The sequence below is a fragment of the Micromonospora sp. NPDC003944 genome (assembly GCF_053605225.1).
This window is the reverse complement of record NZ_JBSGIV010000006.1, coordinates 89,863-105,437: the sequence shown is the minus strand read 5'-3', so window position 1 is coordinate 105,437 and position 15,575 is coordinate 89,863. Positions and strand designations below refer to the sequence as shown.

The following is a 15,575-nucleotide window of genomic DNA, read 5'->3' as shown; positions in this document are numbered from 1 at the left end:
CGGCCGCGCCGTCCATAGACTGTGGTCGTCCCATCACGACTGACGAGGAAAACCATGCGGTGGTCAGTCCTCGGCCCCGTCCAGGTGACCGCCGGGGGGCGGGTCCTCCCCATCGACCGCCCTCAGCAACGCGCGGTGCTCGCGCTGCTGCTCCTCAACGCCGACCGGTTGGTGCCCCTCCGGCAGCTCGTGTCGGCGCTCTGGGCCGACGACCCTCCGGCCAGCGCCCGGACCCAGGTTCAGGTCTGCGTCTCCCGGATCCGGGCGGCCCTGCGAGAGGCGGGCGCGGGCGAGCTGCTGACCACCCAGGGCGGCGGCTACCGGCTCACCGTACGCGGGGGTGAGCTGGACCTCGCCGAGTTCACCATGGCGGTCGAGCACGCCCGCGCCGAGGAGGCGGCGGGCCAGCAGGCAGAGGCGGCGCGGCTGCTGCGCGAGGGCCTGGCGCTGTGGCGGGGTCCGGCGCTGGCCGGCGCGGCCGGAGCCTTCGTCGACGCTGCCGCCGCCGGCCTGGACGAGCAGCGGTTGCTCGCGTACGAGCGGCTCGCCGCCGTGGAGCTCGGTCTCGGCCGGTTCGCCGCGACCGTGAATGCCCTGCGCCCTCTGGTGGCCGAGCATCCGTTGCGGGAGCAACTGGTGGCCGGGTACCTGCTCGCCCTGGCCGGCTGCGGCCAGCAGGCCGCCGCGCTGCGGCTCTACGCCGAGACCCGCCGCCACCTCGTCGACGAGTTGGGCGTGGAGCCCGGCCCCGAGTTGAGCGGTGCCCACCTGCGGGTGCTGCGGGGGCAGACACCGGCCGAACCCGCACCGGCGGAGCCCGCGAATCCTCCCCCGGCGCAGCTTCCCGGCGACCCCGCCTGGTTCACCGGCCGCACGGTGGCGCTCCGGCAACTGGACGCGCTGCTGCCCACCGGACCGGCGGGAACCGACCAGCACGACGGCGGCCCCGGTCGAGCGGTGGTCATCTCCGCCATCGCCGGCACCGCCGGAGTCGGCAAGACCACCCTCGCGGTGCACTGGGCCCACCGGGTCGCGCACCGCTACCCGGATGGGCAGCTCTACGTCAACCTGCGCGGGTTCGACCTCGACGGCCGGGCCGTGTCGCCGGGCGTCGCGCTGCGCGGCTTCCTGGAGGCGCTGCACGTGCCGCCGCAACGGGTGCCCGCCGACCTGCCCGGGCAGGCCGCCCTGTTCCGGACCCTGCTCGCCGACCGTCGCGTGCTGGTGCTGGTCGACAACGCCCGCGACGAGGAGCAGGTGCGGCCTCTGCTGCCGGGATCCTCGGCCAGCCTGGTCGTCGTGACCAGCCGCAACCGGCTCACCGGCCTGGTGGTCAACGCCGGGGCCCACCCGGTGACGCTTGACGTGCTTCCGCCGGCCGAGGCCCGGGAGCTGCTGACCGGCCGGCTCGGTCGCCGGCGCGCCGCGCGCGAGACGGCGGCGTTTGACGAGATCGTGCGCCGCTGCGCCGGCCTGCCACTGGCCCTGGCCGTCGTCGCGGCCCGCGCGGTCGGGCAACCCGACATACCGCTTGCGGCGCTCGCCGCCGAGCTGCGCGACACCGACCCGGACCGGCTCAGCGCCTTGGCCACCGGCGACCCCACCACCGACGTCAGGGGGGTCTTCTCCTGGTCGTACCGGGCGTTGGAGCCCGACTCGGCCCGGCTGTTCCGGCTGCTCGGGCTGCACCCGGGCCCCGACGCCGGGCGGGTGGCAGTGGCAAGTCTCGCCGGCCTGCCGCCGGCTCGGGTCGGCCCGCTGCTGGCCGACCTCACCCGGGCGAGCCTGCTCACCGAGCGCGCTCCCGGCCGGTACGCGATGCACGACCTGCTCCGCGCGTACGCCTCGGAGCTGTGTCACGGCACCGACCCCGAGGCCGAGCGGAAGGCCGCCCGACGTCGCCTGTTCGACCACTACCTGCACGCCACGCACGCGGCGGACCACCTGCTCGACCCGTACCGGTTGGCGCGGCCGGCCGCGCTGCCGCCACCCGACCCCGGGGTGACGGTGGGCGACCGCCCGGAGCACGCCTGGGCGAGCGCCTGGTTCGCCGCCGAGCACCACGTCCTGCTGGCATGTGTGGAGCAGGCGGCGGGCACCGGCCTGGACCGGCACGCGTGGACGTTGGCGGCGGCCCTCACCACGTACCTCGATCGCAGCGGGCACTGGCCGGAGCTGGCCGCCGCGCAGCGCAGCGCACTTGCGGCGGCGCGGCGCCGGGGTGACCTGGCCGGTCAGGCCCTGGCGCACCGCGGCCTGGCCATCGCCTGCACCTGGTCGGGCGACCACGAGGCGGCGCACCGGCACTACCGACGTGACCTCGAGCTGTACGGCGAGTTGGGCGACGACACCGGACGGGCGCACACGCACATCGGGGTGAGCTGGGTGCTCGCGCGGCAGGGTCGACTGCGGGCGGCTCTCGACGAGACCCGGGTGGCCCTCGACCTGTACCGGGCCGCCGGCTACCGGGTCGGGCAGGCCAAGGCGCTCAACAACCTGGGCTGGATGCACGCCCGACTCGGCGAGCCGGAGCCGGCGCTGCACTGCTGCCAGGCGGCCCTGCGGCTGCACGAGGAGACCGGCGACCGGCACGGCGCGGCGCTGACCTGGGACAGCCTCGGCTACGTCCGGCACGGCCTGGGCGACCACGACCGGGCTGCGGACTGCTACCGGCGGGCGCTGGCGCTGCACCGGGAACTCGGCGACCGGTACGACGAGGCAGAGGTACTTGACAACCTGGGCGACACTCTGCGGGCCGCCGGTGACCTCGACGCCGCACGGCGGGCGTGGCGAGAGGCGCTGACGATCTTCGACGAGCTGCGCCATCCGGACGCCGACCGCCCACGGGTCAAGCTTGCCGCCCCGGCCGTCCCGTTGGCGCCGGCGGGCGGCGGCGAGGTCTAGGTACGGAGGTACGACCACCGCTCGGGCGTTTGCGGGGCGGTCAGGTTCGGTCGGCGGTGAGAGGTAGCTGTGCGACCGGCACGAGTCGCCGGACACCGCGGCTCGGACTTGGCTGCTCGGTGCCCTTGACTGTCGCGATGTCGGCCGCGAGCGCCTCGATCTGCTGGCGGGTGACACCCGGCATGCAGATCAGGTGGCTGATGCCGCCGTCGGCGTTGGAGAGGCCGTGGCGGCGGGCGATCGCCGCCGGTGGGGTCGTGAAGTAGACCGTGAAGGCGTGGACGTTTCGCCAGGCGGGCCAGCCGACACTTGCCAGTAGGGAGTGGGCGAAGCGGGCCGTCTCCCGGGCACGTTCGGCCCGCTCGCGGTGCCCGTCCTCGCCGAGCAGTCGCAGCGCGTACCACATCTGCACGGCGAGCTGGCCGCAGCGGGAGCCGCTGACGGTGCTGTCGGTCGTGGCGGTGTACGAGATTCGCCGTGCCGCCCGTTGCAGCGAGCGGCGGGTCACCACCAGACCACCGGGGATGGTGGTGCCGTAGAACTTGTGGCACGAGATGGCCACCGAGTCGACCACGCCACCGAGGTCGATGGCCACCGGCCGGTCCGGCAGCAGTGCCAACGGTACGCCGGCGAGCGCGCCGTCGACGTGCAGGTGGGAGTTGCGGATCGCCAGGTCGGACATGGCGCGGCGAACCCGGGCGGGATTGTCCACCGCCTCCGTCACGGTCGTGCCGGCGTTGGCCACGACGATGGCTGGCCGGTCTCTTCGCCGTGCCAACTCGCCCCGTAGATCGTCGTAGTCGATCTCGCCGCTGGCGTCGGTGCGGATGACGACCTCGGGAAGGCCGAGCGTGCTTGCCGTCTTGCGGACCCAGTCGTGGGTGGCCTGGCTGTAGTAGAGCACGGGGTTCGCACCCGCGAACCTGTCGCGGGCGAGCAGGACGGCCGCCTGGTTCGCCTCGGTGCCGCCGCTGGTCAGGTATCCCCACCGATCGTCGGCGGGGGCGCCGAAGAGGTTCGCGTGCCAGTCGATGACTTCCCGCTCGTAGGCCTTCGTGTGGCCGGTGTCGGGGTCGGTGTCCGGGTCGCCGACGTTGTTGATCAGCATGCCGAACAGTGGCGTGACCGGCCCGTAGTCGATGTCCAGTGCGGCCGGGAAACCGATCGACCTGTGCGCCGCCAGGGTGGCGCGCAGCTGCTCGATCTGAGCGGCGAGTGACAGGTCGTCGTGAACGCTCGTGGGAGAGGTCATCGTGGACGGTCCACTGTGGCGTCCTCGGCATCACACACCAGCAGGCGGTATCGCCGATGGCAGGGGATGGTCACGGGCACTCCGTCGATAGGCAACTAAGCGAAGAGTGGACCATGACCGCGACGCCCAGGCAACCGCCCTCCGCATCGAATCGAGCCGACTCGTGGTGCGCAGTTGATCGCAGTGTGTGTTCGATGAGAGGCTATGGCGACGTCTTCGGGGAGGACACACTGTGGCGTACGACAGGCCAGCGACCCACCTGGGTCCTCGCGAGAGGGCCCCTGAGGACTGGAGAGCGGCGGCGAGCAGTCAAAGAGCAGCGCCGACGCCCTGGGACCAGCAGCCGGGCAGCCACACCTCGCCACCCCAACCCCCACCGGCGCCGGACGGACGGCATGGTTGGGTCGCACCCACGGCCGCGGTGCCTGCGCCGGCATTCGAGCAGTACCCGCCGGCCTCCTGGCACTCGGCGCCCGCCGCACAGCCACCGCCCCAACCCGATCCACCGCCGGCTGTGCACGAGTCGCCGCCCGCGCCGCCGATCAGCGATCCGGAGACGCGGCGGATCTGGGCCTCGTTGCGATCCTCCGCGCTGAGTCGGGTCGGCCTGATGAACACGATGCACGGCCGCCACGCGTGGACGCAGCGTCGGCGCAACCCGTTGTGCCCCTACGGCTTCGCGTTCCTCTACGCGGTGCCGATCGTCGGCTCGACGCTGGAGCGGCCGGTCTTCGAGGTGGGAGCGGCGACGCGTCTGGACAAGGCCGGCGAGGATGTGTCGCACCTGCCCAAGATGCTCTACGACCTCGCCGAGACAGCACGGTACTACCTCGACAACGGAGGGCTGGATCCTCGCCAGCCACCGCAGATGTGCAACCGCGTCGACGAGCGGGTCAACGCGGACTCGACGTTCATCGGCATCGCGGTCAGCTCGCTCGATGGTCCGCTTGGCACCTGGGAGCAGACGATGCGCCGGGTGGAGGGCGAGGACCGGATTCCAGGCCGGTTCTACATCCAGTTGATGGATCCCGAAGAGACGCGGATTGTCGTCGACCGGCCGGCCGACCCGTGGGACAAGCCGCTGATCCAGTCCACGACGCCGACGTACGAGGCGTGGCGATCGTTGCAGAGCCACCCGTCGGACACGCCGATCTGGACCGGGATCGCCCAGTTGGCGACGCTGGTCCACCACGGCGCGCAGCGGCTCGGGCAGGCCCGGGGCGCGAAGGCGTAGGCGCTACGACAGCAAGCAGGCGGAGCCGCTGATCGGCTCCGCCTGTCTGCTGTGCTGGGTGGCCACTCAGAGCGTGAGGTGGCCCAGATCCTCGTCGACCTGCCGGGTGGGGTTCGTCTCGCGCTCCCCGACGCCGGCGAGCAGGTCCGGGTGGCGGGTCCGCAGGCTGATGGCCCACAGCACCCCGATGAGGACGAAGGCGCCGACCGTACCGGGTACCAGCCATGCGCGATGGGATCCCGGCGGAGTGCCGAGCGCGGCGCTGATGTTGATCAGGGTGAGCAGGAGGATCACCGCGATGGCGACACCGCCGAGCGTGGGTGCGATCGCCCGCGCCCACAGCGACTCACTGCGTCCACCGCCCCGAGCGAAGAAGCGGACGGTGGCGAGTGAGCTCACCGCCATCAACAGCATCAGACTGACCGCGGCGATGTTGGAGAGCCAGGTGAACATGGTCAGCGCTTCAGCGCCGCTCACCACGAAGAGCAGAATGACGACCAGAGCGGTGACCGACTGGGCGATCGATCCACCCTGGGGCGCGCCGGACCCGCCCTCACGGATCGTCGCGAGGCGAGCGGGCAGCAGCCGGTCCTTGCCCAGAGCGAACAGGTACCTCGCCACGCTGTTGTGGAAACTGATCATCGCCGCGAGGACGCTGCTGACCAGCAACAGGCCACCCAGAGCCATCAGCAGCACTCCGGCGCTGCCAGCGCGGGAGCCGGAGAAGACCTCGAACGGAAGCGGTGCCGCCGGGTCGCGGGCCAAGTCGACGACCCGGTCGGCACCCACCGTGGCCACCATCGCCCAGGCGCACAGGGCGTAGAGCAGGCCCAGGCCGACGATCACGTAGATGATGCTGCGCGAGACCGCCCGCGGAGAGCGCGCCTCGGCACCGTAGGCGGCGATGGTCTCGGTGCCGAAGAACGCGGCGAAGCCGAGGGGAAGCACCGCGAGCCCGGCCACCACCCCGGTGCTGAACAACTGCGTCGGGTTCAGCGCCTCGAACGTCAGGTTGTCACCGGCCGGGTGAGCCAGGCCCACCAGCACGAAGACGATCAGCAGCGCGACCTCGACGACCAGGATGGTCCCGAACATGGCGGTGCTGATGCCCGTACGCTGCAGGCCGAATGCCGCCACGATGGCCCACGCGACAAGAGCCCCGATCCACCACGGCCCACCGACCAGGCCGCTGACCACCGAACCGAGCAGACCGTAGAGCGAGATCTGGATGGTGTTGTAGGCCAGTAGCACGACCGGCGCGCCCGCGACACCGACGAGCCGGGACAACCCGGCGGCGAGGGCGGTGTAGAAGATCCCGCTGGGCTGCACGTACCTCGCGATGGCGATGTATCCCGGTGCCCAGAGGAGCATCACCGTGGCCAGGAGCAGGAAACTGGCGGCTACTGCGGTATTGCCGGTGGTCGCATAGGTGGCGACGATACCGCCGACGAGAACGGCCATTGGGGACGATGCTGTCGCCCCGAATGTCACAAGCGAACTCGTCCGCAGTGTCTTGCGTGCCAGCCCTCGTTCGGCGGACACCGTCAGGGGGGTCACAGGAGATGTGACCATAGCTGAGCCTCCCCATGCCTAAGGCAGATCGATCGGGTGACGGGACTCGATGACCTTACAGGGTGATTGCACCGTCACCCGACCAATGTGAAGCGTGAATTCAGCGCTCCCACGAAGCGGTACGTGACTGCTTCCGGCCGACGATGATCGGTACGTACGCGTCGTCAGGTCCAGGGCAGGCCGACGTAGTTCTCGGCGAGGCTCGTCGCCGCCGCCGGTGAGCCGACCAGATACTTCAACTGCGAGAGCTGCAGGTTCTGCTCGAACGCGTCGTGCTCGGGGAAACGGTGCAGCATCGAGGTCATCCACCAGGAAAATTGCTGCACCCTCCACACTCGGCGGAGACAGGTCGCCGAGTAGGCGTCGAGCGACGCCTCGCTCCCGGTCCGGTAGTGCTCGGCGAGCGCGCCGGCCAGCACGTGTACGTCGTGGACCGCGAGGTTGAGGCCCTTGGCGCCGGTGGGCGGCACGATGTGGGCGGCATCCCCGGCGAGGAACAACCGACCGAATCGCATCGGCTCACAGACGAAACTGCGCATCGGCGTGATGCCCTTCTCCAGGACCGGTCCCTCATTGAGCGACCACCCGCCGTGTGCCAGCCTGGTACCGAGTTCGTCCCAGATACGGTGATCCGGCCAATTGGCGAGGTCCTCGTCCGGGTCGACCTGGAGATAGAGGCGACTGATTGTCGGTGAGCGGAGGCTGTGCAGCGCGAAGCCCCGGTCGTGGTATGCGTAGATCAATTCGTCGGAGGAGGGCGGGACCTCGGCGAGAATGCCGAGCCAGGCGAACGGGTAGTCACGTTCCAGGAGTTGACGGCTCGACGCGGGCAGCACGCCACGGGACACGCCGTGGAAGCCGTCGCAGCCGGCGACGAAGTCGCAGTCCAGCTCGGTCTGCTGACCCTCGACGGTGAACCGGATCCGCGGGGTCGCCGTCCCGACGTCGTCGACCGCCACGTCGTCCGCCTCGAAGAAGACCTGGCCGCCGGTGGCCAACCGCGCCTCGGTCAGATCCCGGACCACGTGCTGCTGGCCGTAGATGGTGATGGCCCGACCTCCGGTCAGGTCACTCATCGCGATCCGGTGTGTCTCCCCTTCGAACAGCAGCTCGATGCCACGGTGCACCAGCCCCTCCCGGTCCAGCCGGTCGGCGAGGCCGATCTCCCGGAGCAGGTCGACGGTGCCCTGCTCCAGGACACCTGCGCGCACCCGCTTCTCCACGTGGTCCCGACTACGGCGTTCGACGACGACCGAGTCGATGCCGTCGAGGTACAGCAGGTGGGACAGCAGTAGCCCGGCGGGGCCCGCGCCCACGATCGCGACCTGGGTACGCACATCCACTCCTCGTCTCGGTTCTTCAGTTACCCGCGTTTCGGCTGCTCCGCGGCGGCTTCCTCCCGCAGCACCCCGGCGGCGACGGCAAAGGCGGCGTTGGCGGCCGGCACCCCGCAGTAGATCGCGCACTGCAGGAGCACTTCGCTGATCTCGGCCGGGGTGAGGCCGTTGCGGAGCGCCGCCCGGACGTGCATCGCCAGCTCCGCCAGGTGCCCCTGGGCCACCAGGGCGGTAAGCGTGATGCAGCTGCGCATGCGGTGGTCCAACCCCGGACGGGTCCAGACCTCGCCCCAGGCGTACCGCGTGATCAGGTCCTGGAAGTCGGCGGTGAACGCGTCGGTGTCGGCCACCGCCCGGTCCACGTGCGCGTCACCGAGGACCGCCCGTCGCACAGCCATCCCCCGCGTGTGCTGCTCGCTCATCATGCTCCCAGACAGTGTTCGCGCAGGAGTGCGGTCACCGCCGCCGGCCGTTGCACGTTGGCGAGGTGCGCCGCCCGCCCCAGGATCTCCAGTCGGGCCCCGGCCACCGCCTCGCTGACGACCCTGGCGTGCACTGGTGGCGTCGCCGGGTCGTCCGCCCCGGCGACCACCAGCGTCGGCGCGGTGATCGCCGGCAGGACCGGGCGTAGGTCCATGGCCGCTATCGCCTCGCAACAGGCCGCATAGCCCTCCCCCGGCGTGGACGTCAGATCCGCGACGAGCGGCGCGATCACGTCGGCGCGGCGACTGCGGACGAAGTCGGCGGTGAACCAGCGGTCCACCAACGTCTCGGCCAGGCTCCCCGGGCCGTGCGCGCGGACGTGGGTGGCGCGGGCGAGCCACACCTCGGGCGGTGGCAGGTACGCGGCGGTGCAGAGCAGCGCCAACCGGTCCACCCGCTCGGGTCGATGGGCGGCCAGCCACATCCCCACCATGCCGCCGAGGGACAGGCCGCCGTAGTGGACGCGGTCGAGCCCGAGGTGGTCGAGGAGGCCGACCAGATCGTGGCCGAGGTCGGCGATGTCGTACGGGCCCGCCGGGGCCGGTGAGCGGCCGTGGCCTCGGTGGTCGTACACGACGACACGCATCCACCGGGACAACGCGGTCACCTGCGGTCGCCACATGGCGCGGGTCGTGCCGAGCGAGCTGCCCAGCACGAGCACCGGGGCGTCCGGCGGCCCGGTCACCTCATGGGCGAGCAGCACGGTGCTCCTTGAGTATGCGGTCGACGAGCAGGCCCGCCGCCTCCGGCAGGACCGGCCGTCCGGCGGTGGCGGTCATCCGCTCCGCGTCCACGCTCAGCGAGCCCAGCGCGGCACGGGCGTGCCCGGCAGCGGCGGCGGTCAGCCGCAGCAGCGTGGTGAGTGTCGGCCACTCGGCCTGCCAACGGCCGGCCGAACGCTGCAGCTCGGACGTTTGACTTGCCAGGACCGTGGCAACCAGGCCGGGTACCTGGTGGGTGCAGGCGATGACCAGGGCGGACCGGGCCGGGTTCCGCTTGTGGGGCATGGCCGACGACACGCCGGCCGCTCCCTCGGCCACTTCGGCGACCTCGTCCTGAGACAGCAGGACGATCGCCGTCGCGATGGTCGCGAGCGCACCGCTGACGGCGGCGAGCGCCGCGCCCAGGTCGGCGAGAGGACCCCGGCGGGTGTGCCACGGCAGGGCGGGAACGGGCAGCCCGAGACGTTCCCCGAGCGCCTCGGCCAACTGCGGTCCCGCCGCACCGAGTGTGTCGTGGACGCCGACCGGTCCGCCGTACTGCAGGGGCAGTCGTCCACGGGCGCGGACGAGTCCCGCGGCCGCCTCGTCCACCCCGGCCAGCCATCCCGCGCAGACCACTCCGAAGCTTGTCGGTACCGCCTGCCGTAGGAGCGTGCGCCCGATCTGGGGGGTGTCCCGGTGCCGGTCGGCGAGGTCGGCCAACAGGTCACCGACCGCCCGCAGGTCGCCGAGGATCAGATCCGCGCAGCGCCGGGCGATGAGCACCAGGGCGGTGTCCATGACGTCCTGGCTGGTCGCGCCGAGATGGACGAAGCGGGCCGTCGCCTGGGGCACCCGCGCCCGCAGATCCAGCAGCAACGGCACGACCGGGCTGGCCGAGGCGACGGCGCGGGCGCTCAGCTCCGCGGCGTCGAACAACTCCGGTACACAGGCGGACTCGATCCTCGCGGCGTCGTCTGCCGGGATGAGCCCGACGGTCGCCCCGGCCCGCGCCAGCGCCGCCTCCACCCGCAGCATCTCCCGCAACCAGGCATCGGCGTCGGTGGCCGCAAGGACCGCCGGTGTGGAGAACATCGCGTCAAACATCGAAGAAGACGGTCTCGGAACCGCCGCGCAGCCGGATGTCGAACAGGTATCCGTCGGGCGTGGCGACGGCGACCAACGTCCTCCGTCGATCCGGGTCGGGCAGGGTGGCGAGCACCGGGTCGGTGGAGTTGGCCGCTTCGTCGGGGAAGTACAGCCGGGTGACGAGGCGGTCGAGCAGCCCACGACCGAAGATGGAGACGTTGATGTGTGGTGCCTCGGTCGAGCCGTCCGGAGTGGGCAGGGCTCCGGGCTTGACGGTGCGGATCCGGTAGATACCATCCGCGTCGGTCGGGCAGCGGCCGAAGCCTCGGAAACCACCGACCGGGCCCCGTGGGTCGTCGGGGTGGGGAAACCGGCCGTCCGGGTCCGCCTGCCAGGTCTCGATCAACGCGTCGGTGACCGGCTCGCCGGCGCCGTCGGTGACCCTGCCGCTGATCAGGATCGCGCCCGGCGTGTCCGGCGGCACCACGTCGGGCCCGTCCGGCCAGGGCAGCCCGATGTGCAGGAAGGGACCCACGGTCTGGGACGGAGTCAGCTCACTCCTCATGCGGCTCCTCCATCGGTGTCGCCGCGCTGCCGCGCAGCACGATGTCGAACTCGTAACCCAGGGCGAAGTGCGGGACTGTGGCGTCGAGGTCGAAGCGCGCGACCAACCGTTGGCGGGCCCTCTCGTCCGGGATCGAGTTGAGGACGGGGTCGTACGGGAAGAGCGGATCGTCGGCGAAGTACATCTGGGTGACCAGCCGCTGGGTGAATGCCCGGCCGAAGAGCGAGAAGTGGATGTGCGCCGGCCGCCAGGCGTTGTCGTGGTTGCCCCAGGGATAGGCGCCCGGACGGATCGTCACGAACCGGTACCTGCCCGCCTCGTCGGTGAGCACGCGACCCACGCCGGTGAAGTGGGGGTCCAGCGGGGCCGGCCAGGTGTCCAGGGCGTGTCGGTAGCGGCCGGCGGCGTTGGCCTGCCAGATCTCGACGAGGGTGTGCGGGATCGGTCGGCCGTCACCGTCGAGGACACGGCCGTGCACGATGATCCGTTGGCCCTGCGGCTCGCCGCCTGGCGCGGCGGTCAGGTCGGCGTCGGTGTCACTCACCCGGCCCGGACCGAGCAGTGGGCCGGTCACCTCCGTCAGGTTCTGGGGCAGGAGCACCAACTGTCGGCTCGGCGCGCGGAGCAGCGTGCTGCGGTACTCCGGGCTGTGCAGGGGCGGGTGCAACCCCTCGGTCCGCTGATACGAGGGCAGCCGCAGGCGCATGAACCCTCCTAGAGGGAATCAGGCTCATCGTGGCTCATGCGCACGATCGTTCTCACAGGGAACGTACGGGTCCCCGCTAGTTTGGTCAACGATCACGTCGACGTCTCGACGACCCGCCAGGTCGGCGGTCACGCGGGACCACAAGGGACGTTTGACGGGTACCGGGCCCACCCGTACTGTCGCCGTAGCGCACAGATGTTCACCTAGCGCACAGAGGAGTGCCGATGGGGGAAGTCGCAAGCCTGCGCGCTGCCATCGCCGCCCTGGTGCACGACGGCGACACGGTGGCGCTGGAAGGGTTCACCCATCTCATCCCGGTCGCGGCCGGTCAGGAGATCATTCGCCAGCGGCGTCGGAACCTCACCCTGGTCCGGATGACGCCGGACATCGTCTACGACCAGATGATCGGCGCCGGGTGCGCCCGGAAACTGGTGTTCTCGTGGGCCGGGAACCCTGGAGTCGGTTCACTGCCGCGGTTTCGCGACGCCGTCCAGAACGCCTGGCCCGTGCCGCTCGAGATCGAGGAGCACAGCCACGCCGGCATGGCGAACCGGTACGTTGCCGGCGCCTCGGGGCTCCCGTTCGCGGTGCTGCGGGGTTACGCCGGCACCGATCTGACCGGGCTGACCGACACCATCAAGCCGATCACGTGCCCCTTCACCGGGGAGACGCTGACCGCCGTGCCGGCATTGAACCCGGACGTCGGCATCGTCCACGCCCAGCGCGCGGACCGCGCGGGCAACGTCCAGTTCTGGGGCATCACCGGCGTGCACAAGGAGGTTGTCCTCGCCTCCAGGCGCTCCCTCGTCACCGTCGAGAAGATCGTGGACCGGTTGCAGGAGCGCCCGGGGGCGGTGGTGCTGCCGCACTGGACGGTCACGATGGTGGCCGAGGTCCCGGGCGGCGCGCACCCGTCGTACGCACACGGCCACAGCGACCGGGACAACGACTTCTACGTGACGTGGGATTCGATCAGCCGCAGCCGTACGACGTTCCAGCGGTGGTTGGACGAGGTCGTGTTCGCGGCGACCGCAGCGGACGGAGGCGCCACACCGTGACCGTGGACGGGAGCGCTCAGGCCGCGCCGACCTGGACCGACGAGGAGATGATGATCATCGCTGCGGCGCGAGCGCTGCGCGACGGCACACGGTGCTTCGTCGGCATCGGCCGACCGAGCGTCGCGGCCAACCTGGCACGCGGCACCCACGCCCCCAACCTGGTCCTCGTGTACGAGTCCGGCACCATCGGCGCCAAACCCACGCACCTACCGCTGTCCATCGGGGACGGCATTCTCGCGGAGACAGCCGACGCGGTGGTCTCCGTTCCGGAGCTGTTCAACTACTGGCTCCAACCCGGGCGGATCGACGTCGGGTTCCTCGGAGCCGCGCAGATCGACCGCTACGGCAACATCAACACCACGGTCATCGGCGCGGACTACCGCAACCCCACCGTACGACTGCCCGGAGCTGGTGGCGCGCCCGAGATCGCCGCGTCGTGCCGCGAGGTGTTCGTGATCGCCCGGCACGACCCGCGCACCTTCGTCGACCGCGTCGACTTCGTCACCTCGGTGGGATATGGCCGCGGTCCAGGCGACCGTGCACGGCTCAACCTCAGGGGTCGCGGGCCGGCTCGCGTGATCACCAACCTCGGCGTCCTGGAGCCCGACCCGACCAGCTGCGAGCTGACTCTGACCCAGGTCCACGAGGGCGTGGACATCGACCGGGTGTGTGCCGCAACCGGTTGGCCGCTGCGGGTGGCCACCGCGCCCACGACCAGCACGGCACCCACGCCCACCGAACTGGCGGCGCTGCGGACACTGCAGGCCACGATCGGGGCGGGCACCGGCTAGCGCGACCGGACGGCCCGTTTCGCCGGCGCGCGCCGCCCGGCCGGGCAGGTCTCGGGCGTGACTAGGCTGATCCAGGCGGTAAGACACCATGGAGGACCACGATGGCCGACCCGGCACGCGAGCCACACTTCGTGCAGTCCCTGGAACGTGGGCTGGCGGTCATCCGGGTCTTCGACGCCGCTCATCCCGAGTTGACCCTCAGCGAGGTGGCCCGCGCCTGCGACATCACCCGAGCCGCGGCCCGACGCTTCCTGCTGACGCTCGTCGACCTTGGCTACGTGCAGAGCGACGGCCGGATGTTCCGGTTGGGCCCGCGCATCCTGGAGTTGGGCTACGCGTACCTCTCCAGCATCGGCCTGCCGGACATCGCCCAGCCCCACCTGGAACGGCTGGTCCACGAGGTGCACGAATCGTCCTCGGTCTGCGTGCTCGACGGTGACGACATCGTGTACGTCGCCCGCGTACCCACCAGCCGGATCATGACCGTGTCGATAACCGTCGGCACCCGCTTCCCGGCCTACCTGACATCGGTCGGCCGGGTCCTCCTGGCTCACCTGCCCGAGCAGGAGGTCGAGCTGTACCTGAAGCGGGTGCCGCTCACGCGACCCACCGCACGCACCATCGCGTCCAGCGCGGTGCTCCGGACCGAGCTGCACCGGATACGCGACCAGGGCTACGCGATCGTCGACCAGGAGTTGGAGGAGGGGTTGCGGTCGGTCGCGGCCCCCATCCGGGACGGCAACGGCGGGGTCGTCGCCGCGGTCAACATCCCGGTCCACGCCAGCCGTAACTCCATCGACTCCATCCGGCGCGATCTGGTGCCGGCACTCGTGGCCGCAGCCTCCCGCATCGAGGCGGACCTTCGCCTCGTACCCGGTCAGGCGACGCGGGCCCGCGTATGACCCGTCGCGCGTGTCACCCCTGGCGGAAGGCGGCGAGGATCAGACTCGCGTAGCGACGCCACACGGCCGGGTCGCGTTCGTCGAGCACGATGAGCTGGCGGACCACGCCGCACAGCACGACGCGGACGTCGATGGCTCCGACGTCCGGGCGGAGCATCCCGGACACTGTCGCCGCCTCGAGCAGCCGACCGATCAGGTCGACGAGGTCCGCGGCGGGCAGCAGCCGACCTTCGAAGAACACCGCCGCGAGGCCGCGGTCGCGGGCGAGATGGTCGAGCAGGTCCGGCACGTAGTCGAGCAACGCGCGGTAGGCGTCGTCGGCGGCAAGGGCGGCAAGCGTACGCACCCGCAGCGACCGGAAGCTCTCCTGTGCGACCGCCAGCACCAGCTCGTCCTTGGTCGGGTAGCTGCGGTAGACGGTGGCCCGTCCGACCCCGGCGCGCGCCGCCACCTCAGGCACGGTGACGTCCAGGCCGCGCTCGGCGAACAGTTCACGGGCCGCCGCGACCACCCGCTCGTGGTTGCGCAGGGCGTCCGCGCGCCGGGGCACGCTCACCGTCGGTAGGCGTCGGCAAGCGGCAGCCCCGGCTCCTGGTCGACGTCGAAGCCGCTCTCGTGCACCCGCTGGAACCGACCGTCCTCGGCAAGCGTGGCGAAGTAGTACATCTCCCGGTTAACGACGGTTCCGTCGGTCATGGTCATCGTGTAGCGGTGCCGCTCGGCGTAGGTGAGACCGTCGTACAGCTCGTCGAGCACGGTCACCGTGCCCTCGACGACCTTGCTGCGGATGCCGGCGACCATCTCCGCGAACGCGGCGCGGTCACGGGTCCGACCGTCGCCGGTGTGGATCAGGTCAGGGGCGTAGTACTTGTCCAGCGCCTCCTCCAGGCCAAGGCGGGGCTCGAAGGCCACGTCGCGGATGGCGTCGCTGATGCGTACGGGTGTCATGGGCTTCCTCTCGGCTATCCGAACCCCCGAGTC

The 15,575-nt window shown here is 71.2% G+C and carries 15 protein-coding genes; 5 read left to right on the top strand and 10 right to left on the bottom strand.

The window, feature by feature from the left end; genetic code table 11:
• Positions 1–54: 54 nt before the first annotated feature.
• Positions 55–2,904, top strand: coding sequence for an AfsR/SARP family transcriptional regulator (locus ACWER9_RS04730; RefSeq protein WP_452300497.1), 2,850 nt, complete (start codon positions 55–57; stop codon positions 2,902–2,904).
• Positions 2,905–2,944: 40 nt separating this feature from the next.
• On the opposite strand, the gene ACWER9_RS04725 is transcribed toward ACWER9_RS04730, so the two are convergent.
• Entirely contained in the window at positions 2,945–4,156 is a 1,212-nt protein-coding gene (locus tag ACWER9_RS04725) for a histidine decarboxylase (protein ID WP_452300496.1), read from the bottom strand.
• A 421-nt stretch (positions 4,157–4,577) separates the two neighbouring features.
• On the opposite strand from ACWER9_RS04725, the gene ACWER9_RS04720 reads away from it, so the two are divergent.
• The gene (locus ACWER9_RS04720; protein ID WP_452300495.1) at positions 4,578–5,390 is read left to right on the top strand and encodes a hypothetical protein; all 813 of its coding nucleotides are present in this window, start codon (positions 4,578–4,580) and stop codon (positions 5,388–5,390) included.
• Positions 5,391–5,456: 66 nt separating this feature from the next.
• Here ACWER9_RS04720 and ACWER9_RS04715 read toward each other — a convergent pair whose 3' ends face one another.
• The 7 genes from ACWER9_RS04715 to pcaH all read right to left on the bottom strand — a co-directional run bounded on the left by ACWER9_RS04715 (position 5,457) and on the right by pcaH (position 11,843).
• The gene (locus ACWER9_RS04715) at positions 5,457–6,962 is read right to left on the bottom strand and encodes an APC family permease (protein ID WP_452300494.1); all 1,506 of its coding nucleotides are present in this window, start codon (positions 6,960–6,962) and stop codon (positions 5,457–5,459) included.
• A gap of 164 nt (positions 6,963–7,126) precedes the next feature.
• Positions 7,127–8,299: a 4-hydroxybenzoate 3-monooxygenase gene (pobA, locus tag ACWER9_RS04710; protein ID WP_452300493.1), complete on the bottom strand. Its 1,173-nt coding sequence runs from the start codon at positions 8,297–8,299 to the stop codon at positions 7,127–7,129.
• Between the two features lie 26 nt (positions 8,300–8,325).
• Complete coding sequence (pcaC, locus tag ACWER9_RS04705; RefSeq protein WP_452300492.1) at positions 8,326–8,697, bottom strand: 4-carboxymuconolactone decarboxylase; 372 nt, start codon at positions 8,695–8,697, stop codon at positions 8,326–8,328.
• A 23-nt stretch (positions 8,698–8,720) separates the two neighbouring features.
• Positions 8,721–9,485: a 3-oxoadipate enol-lactonase gene (pcaD, locus tag ACWER9_RS04700; RefSeq protein ID WP_452300491.1), complete on the bottom strand. Its 765-nt coding sequence runs from the start codon at positions 9,483–9,485 to the stop codon at positions 8,721–8,723.
• Entirely contained in the window at positions 9,469–10,590 is a 1,122-nt protein-coding gene (locus ACWER9_RS04695; protein ID WP_452300490.1) for a lyase family protein, read from the bottom strand. The genes pcaD and ACWER9_RS04695 overlap by 17 nt, the downstream gene beginning before the upstream one ends.
• Complete coding sequence (gene pcaG / locus ACWER9_RS04690; protein WP_452300489.1) at positions 10,583–11,137, bottom strand: protocatechuate 3,4-dioxygenase subunit alpha; 555 nt, start codon at positions 11,135–11,137, stop codon at positions 10,583–10,585. The genes ACWER9_RS04695 and pcaG overlap by 8 nt, the downstream gene beginning before the upstream one ends.
• A complete protein-coding gene (gene pcaH / locus ACWER9_RS04685) occupies positions 11,127–11,843 on the bottom strand; it encodes a protocatechuate 3,4-dioxygenase subunit beta (RefSeq protein WP_452300488.1) in 717 nt (238 codons plus the stop codon). Before pcaH ends, pcaG begins: the two co-directional genes overlap by 11 nt.
• A gap of 224 nt (positions 11,844–12,067) precedes the next feature.
• Here pcaH and ACWER9_RS04680 point away from each other — a divergent pair, with 224 nt between their 5' ends.
• The 3 genes from ACWER9_RS04680 (at position 12,068) to ACWER9_RS04670 (ending at position 14,594) form a co-directional block, all read left to right on the top strand.
• Positions 12,068–12,901 (top strand): CoA transferase subunit A, encoded by an 834-nt coding sequence (locus ACWER9_RS04680; RefSeq protein ID WP_452300487.1) that lies wholly within the window; start codon positions 12,068–12,070, stop codon positions 12,899–12,901.
• Entirely contained in the window at positions 12,898–13,692 is a 795-nt protein-coding gene (locus ACWER9_RS04675) for a CoA-transferase subunit beta (RefSeq protein WP_452300486.1), read from the top strand. Before ACWER9_RS04680 ends, ACWER9_RS04675 begins: the two co-directional genes overlap by 4 nt.
• Positions 13,693–13,793: 101 nt before the next feature.
• On the top strand, positions 13,794–14,594 hold the full coding sequence (locus tag ACWER9_RS04670; RefSeq protein WP_452300485.1) for an IclR family transcriptional regulator domain-containing protein: 801 nt from the start codon (positions 13,794–13,796) through the stop codon (positions 14,592–14,594).
• 13 nt (positions 14,595–14,607) lie between these two features.
• Here ACWER9_RS04670 and ACWER9_RS04665 read toward each other — a convergent pair whose 3' ends face one another.
• Positions 14,608–15,150, bottom strand: a complete 543-nt coding sequence (locus tag ACWER9_RS04665) for a TetR/AcrR family transcriptional regulator (protein ID WP_452300484.1) — start codon at positions 15,148–15,150, stop codon at positions 14,608–14,610.
• Positions 15,147–15,542: a hypothetical protein gene (locus ACWER9_RS04660; protein ID WP_452300483.1), complete on the bottom strand. Its 396-nt coding sequence runs from the start codon at positions 15,540–15,542 to the stop codon at positions 15,147–15,149. The genes ACWER9_RS04665 and ACWER9_RS04660 overlap by 4 nt, the downstream gene beginning before the upstream one ends.
• Positions 15,543–15,575: the final 33 nt, after the last annotated feature.